19 protein-coding genes and 2 pseudogenes are annotated in these 21,864 nt (G+C 59.5%); 9 read left to right on the forward strand and 12 right to left on the reverse strand.

Annotated elements, in window-relative coordinates:
* Positions 1–39 precede the first annotated feature (39 nt).
* Positions 40–204, forward strand: a complete 165-nt coding sequence (locus NDJ10_RS14085) for a hypothetical protein (RefSeq protein ID WP_296163407.1) — start codon at positions 40–42, stop codon at positions 202–204.
* 31 nt (positions 205–235) lie between these two features.
* Here NDJ10_RS14085 and mnmH read toward each other — a convergent pair whose 3' ends face one another.
* Positions 236–1,303: a tRNA 2-selenouridine(34) synthase MnmH gene (gene mnmH / locus NDJ10_RS14090; protein ID WP_296163409.1), complete on the reverse strand. Its 1,068-nt coding sequence runs from the start codon at positions 1,301–1,303 to the stop codon at positions 236–238.
* Positions 1,300–1,980 (reverse strand): arylesterase, encoded by a 681-nt coding sequence (locus NDJ10_RS14095; RefSeq protein WP_296163411.1) that lies wholly within the window; start codon positions 1,978–1,980, stop codon positions 1,300–1,302. The genes mnmH and NDJ10_RS14095 overlap by 4 nt, the downstream gene beginning before the upstream one ends.
* On the opposite strand from NDJ10_RS14095, the gene NDJ10_RS14100 reads away from it, so the two are divergent.
* The 4 genes from NDJ10_RS14100 to NDJ10_RS14115 are packed head-to-tail and all read left to right on the forward strand — an operon-like array spanning position 1,979 to position 7,636.
* Positions 1,979–2,659 (forward strand): ABC transporter ATP-binding protein, encoded by a 681-nt coding sequence (locus tag NDJ10_RS14100; RefSeq protein ID WP_296163413.1) that lies wholly within the window; start codon positions 1,979–1,981, stop codon positions 2,657–2,659. The two genes, NDJ10_RS14095 and NDJ10_RS14100, sit on opposite strands and share 2 nt — an antisense overlap.
* Positions 2,660–2,716: 57 nt before the next feature.
* Entirely contained in the window at positions 2,717–4,732 is a 2,016-nt protein-coding gene (locus NDJ10_RS14105; RefSeq protein ID WP_296163415.1) for a TonB-dependent receptor, read from the forward strand.
* 7 nt (positions 4,733–4,739) lie between these two features.
* Positions 4,740–5,690 (forward strand): ABC transporter substrate binding protein, encoded by a 951-nt coding sequence (locus tag NDJ10_RS14110; RefSeq protein ID WP_296163416.1) that lies wholly within the window; start codon positions 4,740–4,742, stop codon positions 5,688–5,690.
* A complete protein-coding gene (locus tag NDJ10_RS14115) occupies positions 5,687–7,636 on the forward strand; it encodes an ATP-binding protein (RefSeq protein WP_296163418.1) in 1,950 nt (649 codons plus the stop codon). The genes NDJ10_RS14110 and NDJ10_RS14115 overlap by 4 nt, the downstream gene beginning before the upstream one ends.
* Here the strand turns inward: NDJ10_RS14115 and NDJ10_RS14120 are convergent.
* The gene (locus tag NDJ10_RS14120; protein ID WP_296163420.1) at positions 7,609–8,268 is read right to left on the reverse strand and encodes a response regulator transcription factor; all 660 of its coding nucleotides are present in this window, start codon (positions 8,266–8,268) and stop codon (positions 7,609–7,611) included. The genes NDJ10_RS14115 and NDJ10_RS14120 overlap by 28 nt on opposite strands.
* A 94-nt stretch (positions 8,269–8,362) precedes the next feature.
* Here NDJ10_RS14120 and dnaE point away from each other — a divergent pair, with 94 nt between their 5' ends.
* Positions 8,363–11,926 carry a DNA polymerase III subunit alpha gene (gene dnaE, locus NDJ10_RS14125; RefSeq protein ID WP_296163422.1) on the forward strand — a complete coding sequence of 1,188 codons (3,564 nt, stop codon included), beginning with the start codon at positions 8,363–8,365 and terminating at the stop codon, positions 11,924–11,926.
* A gap of 3 nt (positions 11,927–11,929) precedes the next feature.
* Here dnaE and tolA read toward each other — a convergent pair whose 3' ends face one another.
* Genes tolA through ribBA form a run of 8 tightly spaced genes read right to left on the reverse strand, consistent with a single transcriptional unit; the run spans position 11,930 to position 17,672 of the window.
* Positions 11,930–12,772: a cell envelope integrity protein TolA gene (gene tolA / locus NDJ10_RS14130; RefSeq protein WP_296163423.1), complete on the reverse strand. Its 843-nt coding sequence runs from the start codon at positions 12,770–12,772 to the stop codon at positions 11,930–11,932.
* Between the two features lie 10 nt (positions 12,773–12,782).
* Entirely contained in the window at positions 12,783–13,202 is a 420-nt protein-coding gene (locus NDJ10_RS14135) for a biopolymer transporter ExbD (RefSeq protein WP_296163426.1), read from the reverse strand.
* A gap of 2 nt (positions 13,203–13,204) precedes the next feature.
* On the reverse strand, positions 13,205–13,897 hold the full coding sequence (gene tolQ / locus NDJ10_RS14140) for a protein TolQ (RefSeq protein ID WP_296163429.1): 693 nt from the start codon (positions 13,895–13,897) through the stop codon (positions 13,205–13,207).
* Between the two features lie 7 nt (positions 13,898–13,904).
* Positions 13,905–14,333 (reverse strand): tol-pal system-associated acyl-CoA thioesterase, encoded by a 429-nt coding sequence (gene ybgC / locus NDJ10_RS14145; protein ID WP_296163430.1) that lies wholly within the window; start codon positions 14,331–14,333, stop codon positions 13,905–13,907.
* The gene (locus tag NDJ10_RS14150) at positions 14,330–15,514 is read right to left on the reverse strand and encodes a pyridoxal phosphate-dependent aminotransferase (RefSeq protein ID WP_296163433.1); all 1,185 of its coding nucleotides are present in this window, start codon (positions 15,512–15,514) and stop codon (positions 14,330–14,332) included. The genes ybgC and NDJ10_RS14150 overlap by 4 nt, the downstream gene beginning before the upstream one ends.
* 7 nt (positions 15,515–15,521) lie before the next feature.
* Positions 15,522–16,052 (reverse strand): transcription antitermination factor NusB, encoded by a 531-nt coding sequence (nusB, locus tag NDJ10_RS14155; RefSeq protein ID WP_296163435.1) that lies wholly within the window; start codon positions 16,050–16,052, stop codon positions 15,522–15,524.
* Positions 16,049–16,525, reverse strand: a complete 477-nt coding sequence (ribH, locus tag NDJ10_RS14160) for a 6,7-dimethyl-8-ribityllumazine synthase (RefSeq protein WP_296163438.1) — start codon at positions 16,523–16,525, stop codon at positions 16,049–16,051. The genes nusB and ribH overlap by 4 nt, the downstream gene beginning before the upstream one ends.
* A gap of 31 nt (positions 16,526–16,556) precedes the next feature.
* The gene (gene ribBA / locus NDJ10_RS14165; RefSeq protein ID WP_296163440.1) at positions 16,557–17,672 is read right to left on the reverse strand and encodes a bifunctional 3,4-dihydroxy-2-butanone-4-phosphate synthase/GTP cyclohydrolase II; all 1,116 of its coding nucleotides are present in this window, start codon (positions 17,670–17,672) and stop codon (positions 16,557–16,559) included.
* A 144-nt stretch (positions 17,673–17,816) separates the two neighbouring features.
* Here ribBA and NDJ10_RS14170 point away from each other — a divergent pair, with 144 nt between their 5' ends.
* Positions 17,817–18,206, forward strand: a complete 390-nt coding sequence (locus NDJ10_RS14170) for a hypothetical protein (RefSeq protein WP_296163442.1) — start codon at positions 17,817–17,819, stop codon at positions 18,204–18,206.
* Here the strand turns inward: NDJ10_RS14170 and NDJ10_RS14175 are convergent.
* The gene (locus tag NDJ10_RS14175) at positions 18,203–18,790 is read right to left on the reverse strand and encodes a PadR family transcriptional regulator (RefSeq protein WP_296163445.1); all 588 of its coding nucleotides are present in this window, start codon (positions 18,788–18,790) and stop codon (positions 18,203–18,205) included. The two genes, NDJ10_RS14170 and NDJ10_RS14175, sit on opposite strands and share 4 nt — an antisense overlap.
* 150 nt (positions 18,791–18,940) lie before the next feature.
* On the opposite strand from NDJ10_RS14175, the pseudogene NDJ10_RS14180 reads away from it, so the two are divergent.
* Both NDJ10_RS14180 and NDJ10_RS14185 read left to right on the forward strand, forming a co-directional pair.
* Positions 18,941–20,959: pseudogene (locus NDJ10_RS14180) on the forward strand (NADPH-dependent 2,4-dienoyl-CoA reductase); the annotation flags it as partial.
* Between the two features lie 96 nt (positions 20,960–21,055).
* Positions 21,056–21,856 (forward strand): annotated as a pseudogene (locus tag NDJ10_RS14185) (crotonase/enoyl-CoA hydratase family protein); the annotation flags it as partial.
* Positions 21,857–21,864 lie beyond the last annotated feature (8 nt).

Here is a 21,864-nt window from a genome sequence, read left to right on the forward strand (position 1 = left end):
CGGGCGGCTAAAATCAGGGCATTAACTTGAAAGCACAACTTGGCAACACCTAATTACGGCTACGAAAAGCGTCAGAAAGAACTGGCAAAGAAGAAGAAAAAAGAAGAGAAACTGAAAGAAAAAGCCCAGCGCAAAGCGGGCGAGGGTGGACCTGAGGCCAAGGACGACGAGCCTGACCAAGAGGCTGAAGGCTCCGCCCACTGAACCACAGTCCACTGTCAGCAGCGAATATCTTTCAGGGCAATTGCGGCTGTACCAATATGTGAGCCGCCAAGGCGGTCATGGCCTCGATCGACCGGTCGGTCGGGGTCAACTGACCGGCTTCTGTAAACCGCGCAAAATTTCGCTGCATCGATTGCAGATAAGCCGGGTCGTAATGCTGGGTCAGCAATTCCATCACCACGGTGGAGAAATTACCCTCCTGCGCCAGTTGTTGCCAACGTCCCACCACCTCATGGCCCTTGAGCTCGGTGAGCTTGGCCAACCGTTCACAAAAATAGGCGACGTCTTGTGTCAGGTAAACATAGTCTTCCAGCAACAGCGCCACCCGCTGGGCGTCGGACAGTTGCAGGTTCAGGCAGGGACTGGCGCGCATGGCGTCCATGAGCGCTGCGGGCACTGACAGATTGCCAACTTTTTTGCTTTCGCTTTCCACAAACACCGGCACAAGCGGATCAAAACGGCGCAATTTGTCCCAGACCAGGGTTTCAAAACGCTTTTGAGTGGGTTGCGCCAGCCCGGGCATGGCACCCAATACCGAACTGCGGTGGTTGGCCAGCGCCTCCAGGTCCAGCACTTGGGCACCTTGCACCGCCAGTGCCTGCAACAAACGCGTTTTGCCGCTGCCGGTAGGGCCGCAAATGACCCGGAATGACAGACGGGGCACCCGTGCCACGATGTCCTGCACCAGTGCCGCCCGAAAGGCCTTGTAGCCGCCTTCGACCAGTGTCACCCGAAAGCCGATCTGACTCAGGATCAACGCCAGTGAGCCGCTGCGCTGGCCGCCACGCCAGCAGTAGGCCAGCGGCTGCCAGTCCCGGGGTTTGTCGATGACCTCGCGTTCAATATGGGCGGCGATGTTGCGCGCGGCGATGGCGGCGCCGCGTTTGCGGGCTTCAAAAGGGTTGACCTGCTTGTACAGCGTGCCAATCTCGATGCGTTCGGCATTGTTCAGCGTGGGCCAATTGATGGCACCGGGCAGATGGTCGGCCTGGTATTCGTCTTCGCTGCGGGCATCAATGATGGCATCAAAGTCTGCCAGCCGTGCCATCACTTCTTGCGCACTGAGGGGTGTCAGACTCATTGCAGTCCTTTTTTGAGGGTGGGCCAGACATTGGCCAGCATGCGCGGATGGGCCTTTTCCAATGGATGGATGCGGTCTGCCTGAAACCAGGCCAGACTGTCAGGGGCGTCTGCGATCCCCTTGAGAAAAAATGGCACCAGTGCCGCCTGCGTGGTTTTGGCCAAATCGGCATACATGCGGGCAAAGCGCTGGGTGTAATCGCGTCCGTAATTGGGCGGCACCTGCATACCCAGCAACACCACCCTGGCGCCACTTTGTTGTGCCATCTGCGTCATGGCCAGCAGGTTGTCCCGGGTCAGATCGAGCGGCAAACCACGCAGCGCATCGTTGGCGCCGAGTTCGATCACCACCAGCGTGGGCTGGTGTTGCGCCAGCAAGGCGGGCAGGCGGGTGCGGCCGCCCGAGCTGGTGTCGCCGCTGATGCTGGCGTTGACCACCTGTGCCCTGATTTTTTCAGCCTGCAGTTTTTGCGCCAGCAAAGCCACCCAGCCGGTACCGCGCCTGAGGCCATATTCGGCGCTCAAAGAGTCGCCCAACACCAGCAGGGTGTGGGCCGTGCGCCCGGGCTGCGCTGTGGCGGCGGCCACGCCGCTGCTAATCCCGATGCCAGCAAGGTTTGCCGCCAACACGATACAGTGGCGTCGGTTTAAATAGTTATGTTGCAAAGAAAAATCCATGTCTGATGTCATTATCTCGGTAGAGCACGTTTTCAAGTCGGTGACCGACGCGACTGGTACCCTGGAGATTTTGCAGGACATCGATTTTGCCCTGCGATCCCGTGAAACCGTGGCTATTGTCGGTGCTTCGGGCTCGGGCAAAAGCACCTTGTTGTCCATCATTGCCGGCCTTGATACGCCCAGCCAGGGCACGGTCCGCCTGGACGGGCAAGACCTGTTTGCCATGGGCGAGGATGACCGTGCCGCCCTGCGTGCGGAAAAGCTGGGTTTTGTTTTTCAGAGCTTTCAGTTGCTGGGCAATCTGACGGCACTCGAAAACGTGATGCTGCCACTGGAGCTGGCCGGGCGCCGGCAGGCGCGCAAGCTTGCCACCGAGATGCTGGCCCGGGTGGGGCTGGCTGAGCGTCTCGGACATTACCCCAAAGTGCTGTCGGGCGGCGAGCAGCAACGGGTGGCATTGGCGCGGGCTTTTGTGGTGCAGCCCGCTGTGTTGTTGGCCGACGAGCCCACCGGCAGTCTTGACTTTGCCACCGGTGAAAAGGTGATGCGTCTGATGTTTGACCTGAACCGCGAATTGGGCACCACGTTGTTGCTCGTCACCCACGACCGTGCCATGGCAGAACGCTGTACGCGAAGTATCACCATCGAGGCGGGGCGGGTGGTGGCACAACCTGCCTGATGGGAACAGGCGGCGTTGGCCGCTTTGGGTGGTGTTTCTTCAAGGCACAATATTGCCATGAAATATTTTCCACATCTGGCCCGGTCTGGTATTTTTGTCTTGGTTGGCATGGTCTGGTTGATGACCAGCCAGGGGCTTGCGGCCCAGACCACTGCAGGTGTTTCTGAAAAAGATTTTCTTGAAGAGATTCCGATCATCCTGTCGGTGTCACGCCTGCCACAGCGTCTGAATGAAACACCGGGTGCGGTGACCGTTCTTGACCGTGACTTTATTCGCAGCTCGGGCGCACGTGACGTGGCTGACTTGCTGCGGCTGGTCCCGGGCTTTCAAAGCAGCACGTCTTTTGAAGCCGACGCGCCACAAGCCAGTTACCACGGCGTGTATGGTTATTTTTCCGCCCGGATCCAGGTGCTGGTCGATGGTCGCTCGGTCTATTCCAATTATTTTGCCGGCAGTGTGGCGCCGGGTCTGATGACGGTGGCGCTCGACGACATTGAACGCATCGAGGTGCTGCGCGGCTCCAACTCCGTGGCCTATGGTGCGCGCGCCATGCTGGGCGTGGTCAACATTGTGACCCGGCACAGCGCTGACACGCTGGGAACACGCGCTGCGCTGACACGAGGTGAAAACGGCATCCAGGACACCCAGCTGGGCTTGGGATGGCGCAGCGACAACAGCAGCATGCGACTCTCCATGGACGAACGCGGTGATGACGGCCTGAGCGGTGCCAATGGCCACAACCGCGTCCAGCGCGTCAATTTCAGGTCGGACTGGCAGGTGTCGGGCAGCAGCAATGTGCGCTTAAGCGCAGGCTGGATGAACATTGCTTCAGGAAAAGGTTTCGCAAACACGCCGGGTGCCGGATTCCGTGACACCTCTTTTGAGAACAAATTCGTGCAAGTCGACTGGAAAGAAGTGCTGAGTCCGGAGCAGGACCTGGTTCTCAGCTTTTCACATAACCAAGAAGGGTACCGCGATGTCAACACCATACCGTTTTTTCCGCCCTATTACAGCGTCAACCTGGATGGCAGTGGCACCGCCAGCAACGATACCCTGACGGCGCAACACACCCTGCGGCTGAGTCCGGAGGTGCGCATGGTCTGGGGTGCAGAGTTGCGGCGTGAGTCTGTCACCTCGCTGCCTTTTTACAATACGGCCGAAACCCTCGTGGACGATTTCACGCGTTTGTTCAGCCATGCTGAATGGCGCCTGCGCCCTGATTTGCTGCTCAATGTTGGTGCCATGGCAGAGCACAGCAGCGTCAATGGCTCCAGTCTGGCACCCCGACTGATGTTGAACTGGCACGTCACAGCCGAGCAGACCCTGCGTGCCGGCGTCTCACGTTCGTTTCGACCGCCAAGTGTGTTTGAGCGCCAGGCCAATGTTCGGTACACAGCCTTCAATCAAGTGCTCCAGAGAAACGACTTGCTTGATGTCAGGGTGCTGGCACGCAGCAACGTCCAGCCTGAAGCTTTGCTGACCCGGGAGTTGGGCTATCTGGGCACTTTCCCTTGGCTGAAATCTACGCTTGATGTCCGCTTTTTTGATGAGTCTTTTACTGGTTATATAGATGGTCTTCCCTATTTGGCGCTAGTAGATGGTAAAAAATTTAAGCCCTATGATTATGTCAATTCGGACAATTTTTCCATTCGGGGATTGGAGTTGCAATGGACGGGGCAGCCCTGGCCCGGTGCCCAATTGGGTTTCAACCAGACGTTCTCGCGAATGGTTTTTCCAAACCCGCCATCGGCAAAATCATTGGTTGCCTCGGTGCCAGAGTCGACAAGCACTTTGTTCTTGACCCAGCAATTGGCATCCGGATTTCAGTTCTCGTTCAGCCATCAATACAGTGAACCTTTGTGGGTGCAAAAATCAGGCCCGAGCGACTCCAGTGATGGTTTTCGGCAATACATCCACCGAACCGACTGGCGTTTGAGCAAGTCGCTTCGCTTTGGCTCCCGGACCGGTGAGTTGGCTTTGACGGTGCAAAACCAGGGGCAACCCTATGCTGACTTTGCGCAGGAATTCTTGTTCAAGCGTCGCGCTTTTGTGACCCTGCGCATCGACAGCTGAAGCTGGGATGGCACAGCGTTTGCTCGGGTTTCTGGTAAGGCTGGCACTGTGCTTGCTGGCCCCACCTGGAGCGGCGCAAATGCCGGAAGTCCATGTCGGTATCGTCCAAAGTCAAAACAGTGCGCCGTACATGGACGCCACGCAGGCCTTGGTTAACAGCTTGGCCCGTCAGGGTGCGCCGCAACACGCTGTTGAAATATTGAGTCCGACTGAATTGGCTGGGCTACCTGTTGCCAGGCTGTTAAGGGTCAAGGTCTGGGTGGCACTGGGGACAGAAGCTGCCACGGCCCTGGCCCAGGCACAGCTCAAGGTGCCGGTGCTCAACGCCTTGCTTCCGCGCAGCAGTTTTGAGCGCGTGCTGCGTGCCTCAGGGCGCAGGGCGTCAGCCCGGTTCAATCTTCTCCAACTCGACCAACCGGTGCCACGCCAGCTGGCGTTGATCCGTTTGGCATTACCCAAAGCCAGGCGTCTGGGTGTGCTGTGGGGGCCGGATTCCTTGCCCAAGGCCTCTGTTTTACGTTCACTGGTCAGCAGCCAGGGCCTGGCTCTGCAAGAGGCCCAGCTCGATGAAGGCGCGTCACTCTTTGCTGCATTGCAGTCTGTCCTTGACAGCAGTGAAGTGTTGTTGGCCTTTGCCGATCCGCTGGTGTTCAACAGCAGCAGCATCCAGAACATTCTGATGACCACGATCCGGGCCCAGGTCCCCTTGGTTGCCTTCTCACCCGCCTATGTGCGTGCCGGTGCTTTGCTGGCCGTCTACAGCACCCCCACGCAAGTGGGCACCCAGTCCGCGCGCTGGGTGCTGGGTGTGCTGGCGAATCAGGCCTTGCCCGAGCAGCCGCTGGAGCCTGATGATTTTGAAATCGGCGTCAATGCACAGGTGGCCAGGGCCTTGGGCCTGTCATTGGATGCCAAGGTCCTTCATCAGGCAATGAAACGTCAGGAGCAGCAGCCATGAAAACGCCGGATATACGGCAGCGAATGCTGTTAGCAGCCTTGTTGCCTGTGTCGCTGCTCAGTGTGTTGTTGTCGGTCGTATTTTTGATGGCACGTTTTGAAGACATCACCGAGACTTACCAGCTGCGTACCCGCTCGGTGGCACGTCAACTCGCGCTGGCCAGTGAGTTTGGCTTGTTTGCCGGCAATCAGCAGCAGTTGCAAACCCTGGCCCTTGGCGCATTACGGGAACCCGATGTGCGCTGGGTTGCCATTTTGGACCGTCAGGGCAAGACCCTGGTGAGTTCTGGTGAAACCCGGGGCGAAGAACCCCTGCCGTTTTCCAGCTTTGAAAAACAGGTGTTTGATGCGCAACGCCTGCTGGATGTGCTGGCGCAGCCGGTTTTTGCCAGTGGCATCAAACTTGACGATTTGTACGAGGATGCAAACAAGCTTGAACCCGGTCAAGCCATACCTTTGGGGCAGGTGGTGGTGCAGTTTTCACGTCAGTCGATGATCGAGCAAAAGCGTGACATCCTGTGGCTGGGCGGCTTGATCAGTGCCTTGGGCTTGTTGTTTGGAATCGTGCTGGCGGTCAGACTCAGTGCCGGTGTGATTCGCCCGATGATGCGGGTGTCCCATTTGATTGAGCGCATTGGTAACGGTGATTTTTCTGCAGCCTCCCGGATTCAGGCGCAGACGCCAGACCGTGATCCGCTTCATGATTTGCAGGAAAACCTGATTCAGATGGCAGACCGTCTGGCCGAGGTGCAGCAGAGTCTGGAGCAGCAGGTCAGCACGGTCACGCAAGCCCTGCGTGAAAAAAAGGAGGAAGCCGAACGGGCCACTGAGGCCAAGTCCAGGTTTTTGGCGGCAGCCAGCCATGATTTGCGTCAGCCGGTGCATGCCTTGGGCATGTTTGTCGCACGGCTGGCCCAGCTCCCGCACGATGGCCAGACGAGCCAGCTGATCGGCAACCTGGAAGCCTCAGTGCGCGCCATGCAAAGCCTGTTGGACGGACTGCTTGACATTTCGCGACTGGAGGCCAAGGCTGTCCAGATCAGGTTTAAAAAATTTCCCTTGCAGGACTTGTTTGACCGCCTGGCGCAGGACATGGCACCACTGGCGCAGGACAAATGCTTGCAATTGCGAATTCGACCTTGTCAGATTTGGGTCAGGAGCGATCCAGCCTTGTTGTACCGTATTTTGCTCAATCTGGTCGGCAATGCCTTGCGCTACACCGAAAAAGGGAAGGTTCTGGTTGCTTGCCGTCACACTGGCGTCAGCGCGCAGGCAACTATTGAGGTATGGGACAGCGGGTTGGGCATTGCGCCTGAACATCAGGAAGCTGTTTTCAAAGAGTTTTACCAGGTGAACAACCCTGCCCGCCAACGCCGTCAGGGGCTCGGTTTGGGTCTCAATATCGTGCAGCGAAGCTGTCAGTTGTTGCTGCATCCGCTGACGCTTTCGTCGCGCTTGGGGGTGGGCACACGTTTCCAGGTGAAAGTACCCAAGGAGGCCCCGGAGCTGGTTCCGCTGGCGCCAGTGACGCCAGAGCAGCCAACGCGGGATGGGCTGACCGGCACGGTGCTGGTGATTGAAGACGATGACCTGGTGCGTCAGGCTTTGGTGGATTTATTGAAAAGTTGGGGTTGGATGGTCGCCGAGGCAAGGGACCTGAAAAGTGCTATGGAGTTGATTCAAGGAGGTGTCTTGCCCGGTTTGATCATCAGTGACTACCGGCTTGATGACACGCTGAACGGAATTCTTGTGATTACACAACTGCGCCAGCAGCTGGCACACCCCATACCCGCCTGCCTGATCAGCGGGGACACCGACACGGCCCTGATCCAGGCGGCGCAAGCGGCGCAGTTGACCTTGCTGCACAAGCCAGTACGCCCTGCCAAACTGCGCAGCCTGCTACGTCACCTGCTGATGGATCAGCGTGATCGCGCAGGCGAGGCCTGATCATAGCCCCAGCGTTTGGCTTCAAGCGCGGCCTGGGTCCGGGTACTGACACCAAAAATGCGCAAAATATTGCTGACATGAAATTTCACGGTTTCAGCACCCAGCGACAAATGCTCGCAGATTTGCCGGTTGGTCAAGCCTTCGAGCAGCAACAGAAGCACATCCTGCTGGCGTGGACTGAGTACCGGTGGTGTTGTCAATTTTGTCCGCACACCTTCAACGGTATCGCTCAGGGGGCCAAAGCCGTCAGGTTGGTAAATTCCGCCTGCCAATATCTGGCGCAGTGCATCGAGCAAGGTGTTGCTCAGGCTGGACTTGGTGACAAAGCCAGCGGCTCCGAGCGCCATGGCTTGTTGTACCACGCTGGGATTGGCCGAACCCGACAAAATGACGACAGGAAGCTCCGGGTGTCTTTGTGCAAAAATCTCCAGTGCGGCCAGACCATTCATGTCGGGTAGCAGATAGTCCAGCAAAACCAGATCCAGGTCACGATTGAAATGGGCCAGTTCCAGCGCACGGGTGCAAGTGGCGGCCTGCAGTACCTCGGTGACCCCCATGGGGTCAAACCCCTGAAGCACCTGGCACAGTCCTTCGCGTACGAGGGCGTGATCATCAACCACAAGAATCTTCATGGCACTCGCCTTATAGGTATTCTTACAATCCAACTATTTAAAGCAAACGCCTCCATCGCAGGACGATTTGCCTGAATCATCATACTAGAAGTCCATGTTCGTTCACTTACGCCTGCACACCGAATTTTCTGTCATAGATGGCACCACACGCATTGACGAGGTGGTCAAGGCGGCCGCTGCAGATGGCCAGCCAGCGCTGGCCATCACGGACCTGAGCAACCTGTTTGGGGCCATCAAGTTTTACAAGGAAGGGCGCAAACGTGGTGTCAAACCACTCATTGGCGCCGAGGTCTGGCTGGAGGGACTGGGCAAGGAAGCCGGGCAACTGTCGCGGGTGCTGCTGTTGGTGCAAAACCACCCTGGTTACCTCAATCTGTCCGAACTGCTGGCACGCGCCTGGACACAAAACGGCGGCAAGGCCCAGGCTACCGTGAGCCTGGCCTGGCTCAAGGAACTCAATGGCGGGCTCATTTGCCTGTCGGGTGCCCAGGCGGGGCCGGTGGGGCAGGCCTTGCTGCAAGGCGACGAGGCCCGTGCCCTGGATGCCGCGCTGCAATTGGCGGGGGTGTTCACGCACCGTTTTTATCTGGAGTTGCAACGCGCTGGCCGTCCCGAAGACGAGTTGCAGGTGACGGCTGCGGTGCAACTCGCGCTGCGCTCGGGATTGCCGGTAGTGGCGACGCACCCGGTGCAATTTCAGGCGCCAGAAGATTTTGAGGCGCATGAGGCCCGGGTTTGTATTGCCGAAGGTGAAATGCTTGCCAATCCGCGCCGGGTGCGCCGCTTCACGCGTGACCAGTACTTTAAAACCAGTGCTGAAATGCAGGCACTGTTTGCCGATGTGCCATCCAGCCTGACCAACAGCGTGGAGATTGCCAGGCGCTGCAACCTGAGCCTGGTGCTGGGCAAGCCGCAACTGCCTGATTTTCCGATCCCTGAAGTCAATGGCCAGATCATGGGAGCCGATGACTACTTTCGTTATGCTTCGCATGAGGGACTCAAGGAGCGCATGGCGCATTTGTACCCCGACCCTGTCGCGCGTGAAAAAGAAATGCCGCGCTACCTGGAGCGGCTCGAATTTGAGCTCACCACCATTTTGAAAATGGGCTTTCCGGGTTACTTCCTGATTGTGGGCGATTTCATTAACTGGGCCAAAAACAACGGCTGCCCGGTGGGACCGGGGCGTGGCTCCGGTGCTGGCTCCCTGGTGGCTTATGCCCTCAAGATCACCGATCTCGACCCCTTGCAATACAACCTGCTGTTCGAGCGTTTTTTGAATCCCGAGCGGGTCTCCATGCCCGACTTCGATATTGACTTTTGCCAGGGTAACCGGGACCGGGTGATTGACTATGTGAAAGAGAAATACGGCAAGGACGCGGTTAGCCAGATTGCCACCTTTGGCACCATGGCAGCACGCGCCGCGATTCGCGACGTGGGCCGGGTGCTGGACATGAGCTACACCTTTTGCGACGGCATCAGCAAGCTGATTCCCAACAAGCCCGGGGTTGCCGTGACCCTGCAGTTGCCACCAGCCGACCGAAAAAAGGACGACAAGCTGGTCTATGCCGTCGAGGCCGAACCGATTCTGGCCGAACGCGAAGCCAAAGAAGAAGACGTGCGTACCCTGCTGGAACTGGCTCGCAAATTGGAGGGCATGACGCGCAACATCGGCATGCACGCAGGTGGTGTGCTGATTGCGCCGGGCAAACTCACCGACTTCTGCCCGCTCTACCAGCAACCCGGCAGTGACTCGGCGGTGAGCCAGTATGACAAGAACGACGTCGAGTCCGTGGGCTTGGTCAAATTCGACTTTTTGGGTCTGGCGACCCTGACCATTCTGGAAATTGCCCGCGAGTTCATCAGACAGCGCCACCCTGGGCAGGAAAACTTTGCCTTTGAGAACCTGCCGCTCGACGACAAACCAACCTACAAGTTGTTTCAGGATGGCAAGACCGAAGCCGTGTTCCAGTTCGAATCGCGTGGCATGCAGGGCATGCTGAAAGACGCCAAACCGACGCGCTTGGAAGACCTGATTGCCTTGAATGCGCTGTATCGCCCGGGCCCAATGGACCTGATCCCGAGCTTTGTGGCGCGCAAGCATGGCCGCGAGGTGGTGGAGTACCCACATCCGCTGGTGGCCAACATGCTGTCGGAGACCTACGGCATCATGGTCTACCAGGAACAGGTGATGCAGACCGCCCAGATTTTGGGCGGCTACTCGCTCGGTGGTGCCGACATGCTGCGCCGGGCCATGGGTAAAAAAGATGCCGACGAGATGGCACGGCACCGCCAGATTTTCCGTGACGGCGCCTTGAAGAACGACATCAAGCAGGACAAGGCTGACGAGGTCTTTGACCTGATGGAGAAGTTCGCCGGCTACGGATTCAACAAATCCCACGCGGCGGCTTACTCGCTGCTGGCCTACCACACGGCCTGGCTCAAGGTGCACTACACGGCCGAGTTTTTTTGTGCCAACATGACGGTGGAAATGGACGACACCGACAAGCTCAAGGTGCTGTTCGAAGACGCCATCAAAATGGGCCTGACCTTTGAGTCACCTGACGTGAACCGGGGTGTGAGCCGCTTTGAACCCGTCTCCGACAAAGTCATCCGTTATGGCCTCAGCGCCATCAAAGGCAGTGGCCAGCAGGCCATTGAAGCGATTGTGGCAGCGCGCGAGGGCCGGGGTGTGGGTCCCAATGGCGACACGGTAGGGCCGTTCAAGAGCTTGTTTGATTTTTGTGCCCGGGTGGACCGCAGCCGCATCAACAAGCGCACGGTCGAGGCGCTGATCAAGGCCGGTGCCTTTGATGCCATTGAACGCAACCGCGCCAGTCTGCTGGCCAGTGTTGATCTGGCGTTTGAGTTTGGTGCCGCAGCGCTGGCCAATGCCAACCAGTGCAGCCTGTTTGACATGGGTGACGGCGATGCGCATGGTTCCAGCTCGCAAGAGCCTGAACTGGTGCAGGCAATGCCCTGGGGGGTGAAAGAACGGCTGGTCTATGAAAAAACTGCCGTCGGTTTTTATTTGTCGGGGCATTTGTTTGACGAAGTGGTGCAGGAGGTGCGTCGTTTCGTCAAGCGTCCGATTGCCGAACTGATCGATACCCGCGAGCCGCAGTTGCTGGCCGGCATCATCACCGACTTTCGCGTCATCAACGGTCAGCGCGGCAAACTGGCGCTGTTCAAGCTCGACGACACATCGGGCGTGATTGAGGCCCGTGCCGACGAGGCGCTGATCAACGCGCACAAGGACTTGCTCAAGGATGATGAGCTGGTCATTGTCATGGGCAAGCAACAGCCTGACCGCTTCTCAGGCGGCATGCAGCTCACCGTGACGCAGATTTGGGACCTGGAGCAGGCGCGTTGCCGCTTTGGCAAGTACCTGCGCGTGTGCGCCGCTACCGGTCCGCAGGGTTTGAAGCTGGACATGGCGCGGCTGCTGAGAGACTTCCCGGCGCAAAAAGAAGTGACCGAGCAGGGTGAGTTGTGGCGCGGTCTGGGCGTACGGCTGACCTTGACCTGTCAGGGCGAAGAGGGTGCAGCCCTGGCAGAGCTGCAGTTGGGCGAGCAGGCCAGGTTCTATCCCAGCAATGCCGCGCTGGCCAGTTGGTGGGTTCAGGCCGCCCCCGGTACCGCCGAGATCGTCTACGAATGATCGCTAATCTTTGGGCCGGAAACTGATCACCAGCGGGTTGGGCACGCGACCATCGGTGTCGCGTGGCAGCACTTCGGTTTTGTCGATGGCCCGTAGCACCGCCTCGTCCCATTCCTTCATGCCGCTGGATTGGGTGAGTTTGCGTGCGATGATGGTGCCGTCAGGGGAGGTTCGTACCTCAACCACAGCCGTTGGGTTGCCTGAAATGGCTTCGGTGAAGACGATATTGGGCTTGACGCGTGCAATCACGCGGCCGGCATAACTGGCGGATGGTCCGGCCGATTTGAGCGCCGTGCCGCTGGCGCTTGCGCTTCCACTGGCGCCGGCCAGGCCCGCCATGCGCTGCAGATTTTTTTCGCGCAGGGCTGCCAACTGTCTGGCTTGTTGCTCGGCCAGCTTCTTCTCTTGGGCCAGTTTGGTTTTCTCTGCCAGGGCCTGTTTCAGCTTGTCGGCCTTGAGTTTTGCTTCCTTTGCTTTTTCTTGCTGTTGTTCAAGTGCCAGCTGCTTTTGCTTCTGGATACGTTTTTTTTCCTGTTCGAGCGCAATATCAACTTTGGGTGGGGCCACCACTGGCTCTGGCATGGGTGCAGGCGGGGGCACAGGTTCAGGTTTTTCGGGGCGCACCGGTTCGGGTGGGGGTTCCTCCAGCCTGGGGGCTGCTGCCACGGGTACTGCGGCCCAGAGTTCTGCCTCTGCTGAGATGATTTGCGCCTCACGCTTCCATTGCACGCCCCAGGTTAGAGCCGCCACCAGCAAGCCGTGCGCCAGCAGCGCCAGCAGGAAAGCACGCACCACCCCGGGCGTGGCCGGTGGCGCAAATTCCAGTCGGTCGGCTGCAGCGTGCATGGCGATCAGGTCAAGGTGCCAGTTGCACCGACAGGCCGACGCGGGCAATGCCGGCACGCTGCAAGGTGTCCATGACACGCACCACGGCTTCGTATTTGACGGTCTTGTCGGCGCTGATGACCACAGCCGTGTTGGCCACCTCGCCCTGGGCCTGCTTGACGGCATGGGTGATGTCCTGCAGGCGCAGGCTGGTGGTTTTGTCCTTGAGTTTGAGTTGCAGCGCTTCGTCTTTGCCAATCACGATCTGGATCACCTGGTCGGGCTGACCGGCTGCCTTGCCGACGCTGGGCAGGTCGATCATGCTGGGGGCAATCAGGGGGGCCGTGACCATGAAGATGATCAGCAGCACCAGCATCACGTCGATGAAGGGCACCATGTTGATCTCGTTGATGGTGCGGCGGCCGCGGCCGCGGCTGACAACGGCGGCCATGCTTAATGCCCCGAGGCGGACTGCGCGCCCACATTGCGCTGCAGGATGTTGGAAAACTCTTCAATGAAGGTTTCCAGCCGGATCGCAATGCGGTCGATGTCGCGGGCAAAACGGTTGTAGGCCACCACCGCCGGAATGGCGGCAAAGAGACCAATGGCGGTGGCTACCAGGGCCTCTGCAATGCCGGGCGCTACGGAAGCCAGCGTCACCTGGGTGAGGGCGGCCAGGCCGGTAAAGGCGTGCATGATGCCCCACACCGTGCCAAACAGGCCGACGTAGGGCGACACCGATCCGACCGAGGCCAGAAACGACAAATGGGTTTCCACCACGTCCATCTCGCGCTGAAAGCTGGCCCGCATGGCACGCCGGGCGCCGTCCATCAGGGTGCCGGCATCGGTGATGTGGCGTTCGCGCAGTTTTTGATATTCGCGCATGCCGCTGGCAAAAATGCGTTCCATCGGGCCGCCCTGTCGGGCGTTCTGGGCAGCGGCGGCAAACAGGTCGTTCAGGCTGCTGCCCGACCAGAAATCGCGCTCAAAACTGTCGTTGAGCGCCTTGACCTTGCCCAGCGAAAACAGTTTGCGAAAAATGGCAGCCCAGCTGGCGATCGACACGCTGATCAACAGCAACATCACCAACTGCACCACCAGGCTGGCATTCAGCACCAGTTGAAATATGGAAAGGTCTTGGTTCATGCTTGTTTCATGTGAGTGCGTGAAGGATCGGAGACGGAATTCTGTCAGGTTTGAGGGTGCTGGCGTTGACCCAGCCGGCACGGATGGTCGCTTCGCAGAGGAGCAAAGGACCTGCGTTGGTGGTCAACAGCGCCTGCTGATGGATTGTCATGGAGGCGCGCCCCGCATCCACCAGTGAAGTTGTAACCAGAAGTTCATCGTCGAGCCGGGCACTTTTGAGAAAACGCACCTGGGCTTGCCCCACCACAAACATGCCGCCGGTGGTCTCGCGCAAAGCCTGCTGGCTGATGCCCCTGGCACGCAGCCATTCGGTGCGCGAGCGCTCAAAAAATTTCAGGTAATTGGCATAAAACACGATGCCGCCGGCATCGGTGTCTTCCCAGTACACGCGCACCGGCCAGACAAAGGTCTCTTTGTCACTGCATGGTTGGTTCATGCCAGCAAAACTTTCAGGCGGTCGATGGCGTTGTGCAGTTGCGCCATCGAATTGGCCGTGGAAAAACGGATGAAATGTCCGGTGTCGGCGTGGCCGAAGTCGCGCCCCGGGGTCACCGCCACGTGGGCGCGGTTCATCAGCTCGAAGACCAGCTCCCAACTGCTTGGCACGCCTAATTTTTGGCAGGCCGCAGCGCAGTCGGCCCAGGCATAAAAAGCGCCGTCGGGCATCACCGGCACGCTCAGACCGAGCGCATTGAGCGCCGGAATAAAGTAGTCGCGCCGGGCCTTGAACTCGGCCCGGCGGCGCTCAAACTCGGCCAGGCTCTCGGGCTCAAAACAGGCCAGGGCGGCGTATTGGGCAATGGTGCTGGGGCAAATGAACAGGTTTTGTGCCAAGCGCTCGATCACCGGCACCAGCGCTTCAGGCACCACCATCCAGCCCAGGCGCCAGCCGGTCATGTTGAAGTATTTGCTGAAGCTGTTGATGCTGATGAGTTGGTCATCCAGCGCCAGTGCGGTGTGGCCATATGTTTCGTCGTGGCTCAGCCCCAGATAAATCTCGTCGATCAGGGTGATGCCGCCGCGCTGGCTGACCACTTCATGAATGCGGCGCAATTCCTCCGGCGCCATCGAGGTGCCGGTCGGGTTGGAGGGCGAGGCCAGTAAAACGCCACGCGTTTTGTCAGCCCAGGCGGTTTGCACCTTGTCGGCGCTGAGCTGAAAACGTTCTCCGGCCGTGGTCGGGATCAGCACGGCCTTGCCCTCTGCGGCAGACACAAAATGCCGGTTGCACGGGTAGCTGGGGTCGGACATCAGCACTTCGTCGCCGGCGTCCATCAGGGCCAGGCAAGCCAGTTGCAGGGCGGCGGAGGCACCGGCGGTCACCACAATGCGGCTGGCAGGCACGGCCACACCAAAATGGCTGTCGTACCAGGCGCTGATGCGTTCGCGCAGTTCGGGCAGTCCGGTGGCCGGGGTGTATTGCGTCAAGCCGTCGTGGATGGCTTTGACCGCCGCTTCCTGCACCAAAGGCGGGGCGGTAAAGTCGGGCTCGCCGATGTTCAAAAAAATCATGGGCGCATCAGTGTGCGCTACCTGGTCTGCCACGGTCCGGGCGGCTTTGCCCACCTCCATCACATAAAAAGGCTCGATGTGCTGGGCGCGCTGCGAAATCTTCATTGACTGTCTAGCGCGCTGCGCCCTGATCGGCGGCCACCTCGAGTTCACGCAACTGCCGTGCCAGGCCGTTGAGCACGCCATTCACATATTTGTGACCATCGGTACCGCCAAATTCCTTGGCCAGTTCCACGCACTCATTGAGCACGACACGCCAGGGCACGTCCAGACAGTGCTGCAGTTCATAGGCACCAATCCACATCACGGCATGCTCCACCGGTGAGATCTCGGCAAGCTTGCGGTCAAGCAGCGGCACGATCAGCGCGTCGAGTTGATCCGCCTGCTCGGCGCTGCCATGCAGCAAAGCATCAAAATGCACGCTATCGGCCTTGCTGAAACCAGCCAGGTCCCGGGTGAATGCATCGACCGCAGCAACATCGTTTTTGCCCACCAGTACCTGGTAGAGCGCCTGCAGTGCAAATTCACGGGCGCGGGAGCGGTCAGATTTGCTGGCGGCCTTGCGTACGCCGGTGCTGGTCAGTCCCTTGCGCGGCTGACGTGGAGGCCGGCTGGATGGGCTGGGATGGCTTGATTCACTCATTCAATTTCTTCCAGTAAGTTGGCCATTTCCACGGCCACGCGGGCGGCATCGCGGCCCTTGTCGCTTTGCCGGGCCACCGCTTGCGCCAGGTTCTCTGTGGTCAGGATGGCGTTGGCGATTGGGATCTGGTAGTCCAGCGCAATCCTGCTGACACTGGCCCCTGATTCGTTGGCCACCAGTTCAAAGTGGTAGGTCTCACCCCGAATGATGCAACCCAGGGCCACCAGCGCGTGGTATTTGAGTTGTTCGGCCATTGCCTGCAGCGCCACCGCCACTTCCAGTGCGCCAGGGACCTGAACCCAGGTGATATTTTTTTCTTCCACGCCCAAAGCCAGCAACTCAGTCTTGCAAGCCAGGGCCAGTGCATTGGTGATGTCGGCGTTGAAGCGCGCCTGGACGATGCCGATGGTGAGGTTTTTGCCGTTCAGTCGTGGGTCGGTGGCGGCAAGTGCGCCTTGGTCTGCGATCAGCATGGAGGATTTCCTGTGTTCAGTAGAAAGATTTTCAGGCCGTCACGTAGCCGACAATTTCGAGACCGTAACCGGTCATGCTGGGCATGCGCCGCGGATTGCCCATCAGGGTCATTTTTTGGACGCCGCATTCGCGCAGGATCTGGGCGCCAATGCCGTAGGTGCGCAGGTCCATCCGGCCACGCGCCGGGCCGTGGCTGGCACGTGCCGTGCCGTCAAACTGGGCCAGCAACTGGTCGGCACTTTCACCGCAGTTCAAAAATACCACCACACCTTTGCCTTCCGTTGCCACGCGCGACAGGCTGGCATCCAGGCTCCAGGAATGCATGGTGCGGCCGACTTCGAGAGCGTCGAAGACCGATAGCGGCTCATGCACCCGCGCCAGCACGGCTTCATCAGCACCCCATTGGCCTTTGACCAGCGCCAGGTGCACGCCCTGTGCGGTTTTGTCCCTGAAGGCATGCACCGTGAATTCGCCAAACGTGGTCTTGAGCGGCCTGGCGCCCAGGTGCTCGACCAGGGATTCAGTGCTGCTGCGGTGGTGAATCAAATCGGCGATGGTGCCAATCTTGAGCCCGTGCTCGGCAGCAAACAGCTGCAGGTCGGGCAGACGCGCCATGGTGCCGTCGTCTTTCATGATTTCGCAGATCACGGATGCTGGCGCGCAACCGGCCATGGCGGCCAGGTCGCAGCCGGCTTCGGTATGGCCGGCGCGCATCAGCACGCCGCCTTCGACGGCCTGTAACGGAAAGATGTGGCCGGGTTGCACCAGATCCTCGGGTTTTGCATCACGGGCAACGGCCACTTGAATGGTTTGCGCCCGGTCGGCGGCCGAAATGCCGGTGGTGACGCCTTCGGCGGCTTCAATCGAGACGGTAAAGGCCGTGCCTTTTTTGTCGCCGTTGCGCACGGTCATGGGCGGGAGCTTCAAGCGCTCGCAACGTTCGCGGGTGAGTGTCAGGCAGATCAGACCGCGACCAAAGCGGGCCATGAAGTTGACCGCTTCGGGCGTCACATGCTCGGCGGCCATGACCAGGTCGCCTTCGTTTTCGCGGTCCTCTTCGTCGACCAGAATGACCATGCGCCCCGCGCGCAGGTCGGCCACGATGTCTTCAACAGGGGAGATGGGGACAGGATTAGACTGTGTCATGGAGTGCTTCAAATCGTTGGGGTATCAAAAATAGAGACCGGCAAACCGGGCCGCTGCAAGCGGGGTGTCTGTACGATCAGTTGTACCGATTATCCGGGATTGTGGTTTGGGTTAGGCTTGTCCGCAGTTTTCAGGAGAAGATAAATGGCGATTGGATGGTTGACGGTGCTCAAAATGGTGCCTTGGGGTGAGGTGATCGACAACGCGCCCAAGGTCGCCAATGGCGCCAAGAAGCTATGGCAAAGCGTGGGTAAAAAGTCGGCGCCTGCCGCAAGCGGCACAGCTGCGCCTGTGCATGAGGCGTTGCGAACAGAGTTGCCGGCCGTTGCGGCGCTGCAGAACCAGGTGGCCGAGCTGCAGGTGGCTGTCGCAGACCTGCATCAGCAGATGCTGGTATCGAGCGAGTTGATTCAGTCGCTGGCCAATCAAAACACGCAACTGATCAAGCGGGTTGAAATCAACCGGGTGCGCCTGCTGTGGCTGGCTGCCTGGGTGCTGGGCTTGACGGTGGCGCTGGCCAGCCAATTCTTTTAAGCGCCGGCCTCTGGTTCTGGTGTTTGATGCCTGGGATTTGTATTCCAACTTTTCTTTTTTAGCAAATCCAGCATTTCCTGCGCCCAGGCAATCGAATTCTCTTCGTACAGAATTCCTTTTTTGAGAATCATGTGATGGATGCTTGCGGCGCGCACCATACCGGTGCCGGCAGCAAAGTCGCGCTGCTCGATCTCGCGGTACAAGGCCAGTTTGTCCTGGTGCAGGGCAATGCGTCGTTCCAGTTCCGGAGCCAGGTCCAGTGAGCCCAACGCGGCATCGGCTCGCAGGCGCACCATGAACTCGTCGCGCAAATCCATGGGGGCCGACGGCTCGGCGGCCCAGCGCAACAATTCGGCCTGGCCCGGTGGCAGCACGCGGTAGATACGTTTGCGGGTTTTGCCGGCGTCGGGCGCGCTGCTTGAGGCAATCCAGCCCGCAGCCTCCATACGCCCCAGTTCTCGGTAAATCTGCTGATGCGTGGCGTGCCAGAAAAATCCAATCGACTTGTCAAAGCGGCGCGCCAGGTCGTAACCAGAAGATGATTTTTCCAGCAGCGAGGTCAATAATGCATGTGACAGGGCCATTGCTCAAGTCTAATTGGGGATAACACTCTATGCAACTGGTTGCATAATTTTTTGCATTCCTCTAAACTGTGCAACGGGTTGCATAGTGACCCTGGCGGCGCATACCGAACATCCCGACAAATTTGCACACGACCGTTTCAAGGATCAGCCATGACCTATTACCCCCACTTGCTTGAGCCCCTGGATCTCGGCTTCACCACCCTGCCTAACCGCGTCATCATGGGCTCGATGCACGTCGGGCTGGAAGAGGTCAAAGACGGTTTTGCCCGCATGGCGACGTTTTACGCCGAGCGCGCCCGCGGCGGCGTGGGTCTGATCGTGACCGGTGGCATTGCACCCAACGACCGTGGCCGCCCCATGCCCGGTGGCGCGCGCCTGACCACGCCCGAAGAAGCGGCCAAACACAAGCCGGTTACCGACGCGGTACACCAGGCGGGCGGCAAGATCGCCATGCAGATCCTGCACTTCGGCCGCTACGCCTACCACCAGGACCTGGTGGCGCCCAGCAGCCTGCAAGCCCCCATCAACCCGATGAAACCCAGGGCGCTGGACAGCGACGAAGTGCACCAGACCATTGACGACTTTGTACGTTGTGCTGCGCTGGCGCAAAGCGCGGGCTACGACGGGGTTGAAATCATGGGCAGCGAGGGTTATCTGCTCAATGAATTCATTGCCGCGCGCACCAACCAGCGCGACGACGAATGGGGTGGCAGCTATGCCAATCGCATCAGGTTCCCGGTCGAGATCGTGCGCCGTACGCGCGAAAGAGTGGGCAAAAATTTCATCATCATCTACCGCCTCTCGATGCTCGACCTGGTCGACGGCGGCTCCACGCTGGGTGAAGTGATCGAACTCGCGCAGGCCATCGAGGCGGCGGGCGCCAGCATCATCAACACCGGCATCGGCTGGCATGAGGCGCGTATCCCTACCATTGCCACCAAGGTACCGCGCGCCGCCTGGGCCTGGGTGACGCAGCAGCTCAAGGGCAAGGTGGGTATTCCGTTGGTGGCCACCAACCGAATCAATACGCCCGAAGTGGCAGAGCAGCTGCTGGCCGACGGTTTTTGCGACCTGATCTCGATGGCGCGGCCGTTTCTGGCCGACCCGCTCTTCATGCAAAAGGCGGCAGCTGGCAAGGCCGACGAGATCAACACCTGCATTGGTTGCAACCAGGCCTGCCTGGACCACACTTTCGCCGGCAAGGTCACCAGTTGCCTGGTGAACCCGCGTGCCTGCCACGAGACCCTCATCAATATGACGCCCGCTGCCACGCGTGAACGCATTGCCGTGGTGGGGGCCGGCCCGGCCGGTTTGAGCTTTGCCACCGCCGCGGCCCAATGCGGCTTTGAGGTGACTCTGTTTGACGCGGCGGACGAGATTGGCGGCCAGTTCAATATTGCCAAACAGGTGCCGGGCAAGGAAGAGTTTTTTGAGACGCTGCGCTACTTCGGCAAGCAAATCGCACTGACCGGGGTCAAACTGCAACTCAGCACCCGCGTCAGTGCCCAGGAGCTCTTGGACGGCGGTTTTAAGCAGGTGGTGCTGGCCACCGGCGTGATCCCGCGCACACCGCCCATTGAGGGCATCAAGCATCCCAAGGTACTTGGCTACCTGGACGTGCTGCGTGACAGACACCCGGTGGGCAAAACGGTGGCGCTGATTGGCGCTGGCGGCATTGGCTTCGACACTGCCGAGTTTTTGTTGCATGAGGGCACCAGCCCGAGCCTCGATGCGGCCAAATTTTTTGCCGAATGGGGTGTGGACACCCGCTACCGCACGCGCGGTGGCCTGGCGCCAGCGCATATCGAGGCGAGTCCGCGCAAGGTTTATCTGTTGCAGCGCAAAACCAGCAAGGTCGGCGATGGCCTGGGCAAGACCACCGGCTGGATCCACCGGACCTCGCTGAAGAATCGCCATGTCGAGATGATGGCAGGCGTCACTTACCGCAAGATTGACGACACCGGCCTGCACATCACCGTGGGCGAACGCGACATCACGTTGCCGGTGGACAACGTCGTCATTTGCGCCGGTCAGGAGCCGCAGCGCGAACTACAAGCCCAGTTGCTGGCTGGTGGCGTGCCAGTGCACCTGATCGGCGGCGCCGACAAAGCCGAAGAGCTTGATGCCAAACGCGCCATCAAGCAAGGCCTGGAACTGGCGGTGGCGCTGGCGGCTGCGTCTAAAACAGCAGATGCGCCAGCCATGGCCAACCCCATCACACCCGACGCAGGTAACACGGCAGCAAGCAGCACGTCGCCCTACGGGACCTTGCGTGTCAGTTTGCAGGACCACATCGTCACCATTCGTCTGAACCGCCCGGACAAGGCCAACGCGATGAATCTGGCCATGTGGCACGAAATTCGCCAGGCTTTCAAGTGGGTCGATGCCACCCCGGATGCGCGCGTCGCCATTTTGGAGGGCGAAGGCAAACTTTTTACCTCGGGCATCGACCTGCAGATGATGATGGGCATGGGCGACCAGATCCAGAACGACTGCGAAGCGCGCACCCGCGAAAACCTGCGCCAGGTCATTCTCGACCTGCAAGACACCCTGACCAGTCTGGAGCGCTGCCGCAAACCGGTGCTGGCCGCCATTCATGGCGCCTGTATCGGGGGCGGCATGGACTTGATCGCCTGCGCCGACATGCGTTATTGTTCGGCAGACGCGATTTTCAGTATCAAGGAAATCGACATTGGCATGACCGCCGATGTGGGCACGCTCCAGCGTTTACCGAAGCTGATTGGTGAAGGTATGGCACGTGAACTGGCCTACACCGCGCGCAAGTTTGGCGCTGATGAAGCGTTGCACATGCGTCTGGTCAACCGCGTTTTTGAGTCACGCGAGGCCTTGCAAGAGGGAGTGCGGGAGATCGCCGCCACGATCGCCGCCAAGTCGCCCTTGTCGGTGCGTGGCGTGAAAGAAATGATCACTTACGCCCGTGACCACTCGGTCGCAGATGGCCTCAACTACGTGGCCACCTGGAACGCCGCCATGTTGCTGAGCAACGATCTGCAGGAAGCCATGATGGCCAACATGGGCAAACGCCCACCGGAATTCAAGAATTAAAAGGAGGG

The organism is Rhodoferax sp. (assembly GCF_023700745.1).
In the GTDB taxonomy this organism is placed as follows: domain Bacteria; phylum Pseudomonadota; class Gammaproteobacteria; order Burkholderiales; family Burkholderiaceae_C; genus Rhodoferax.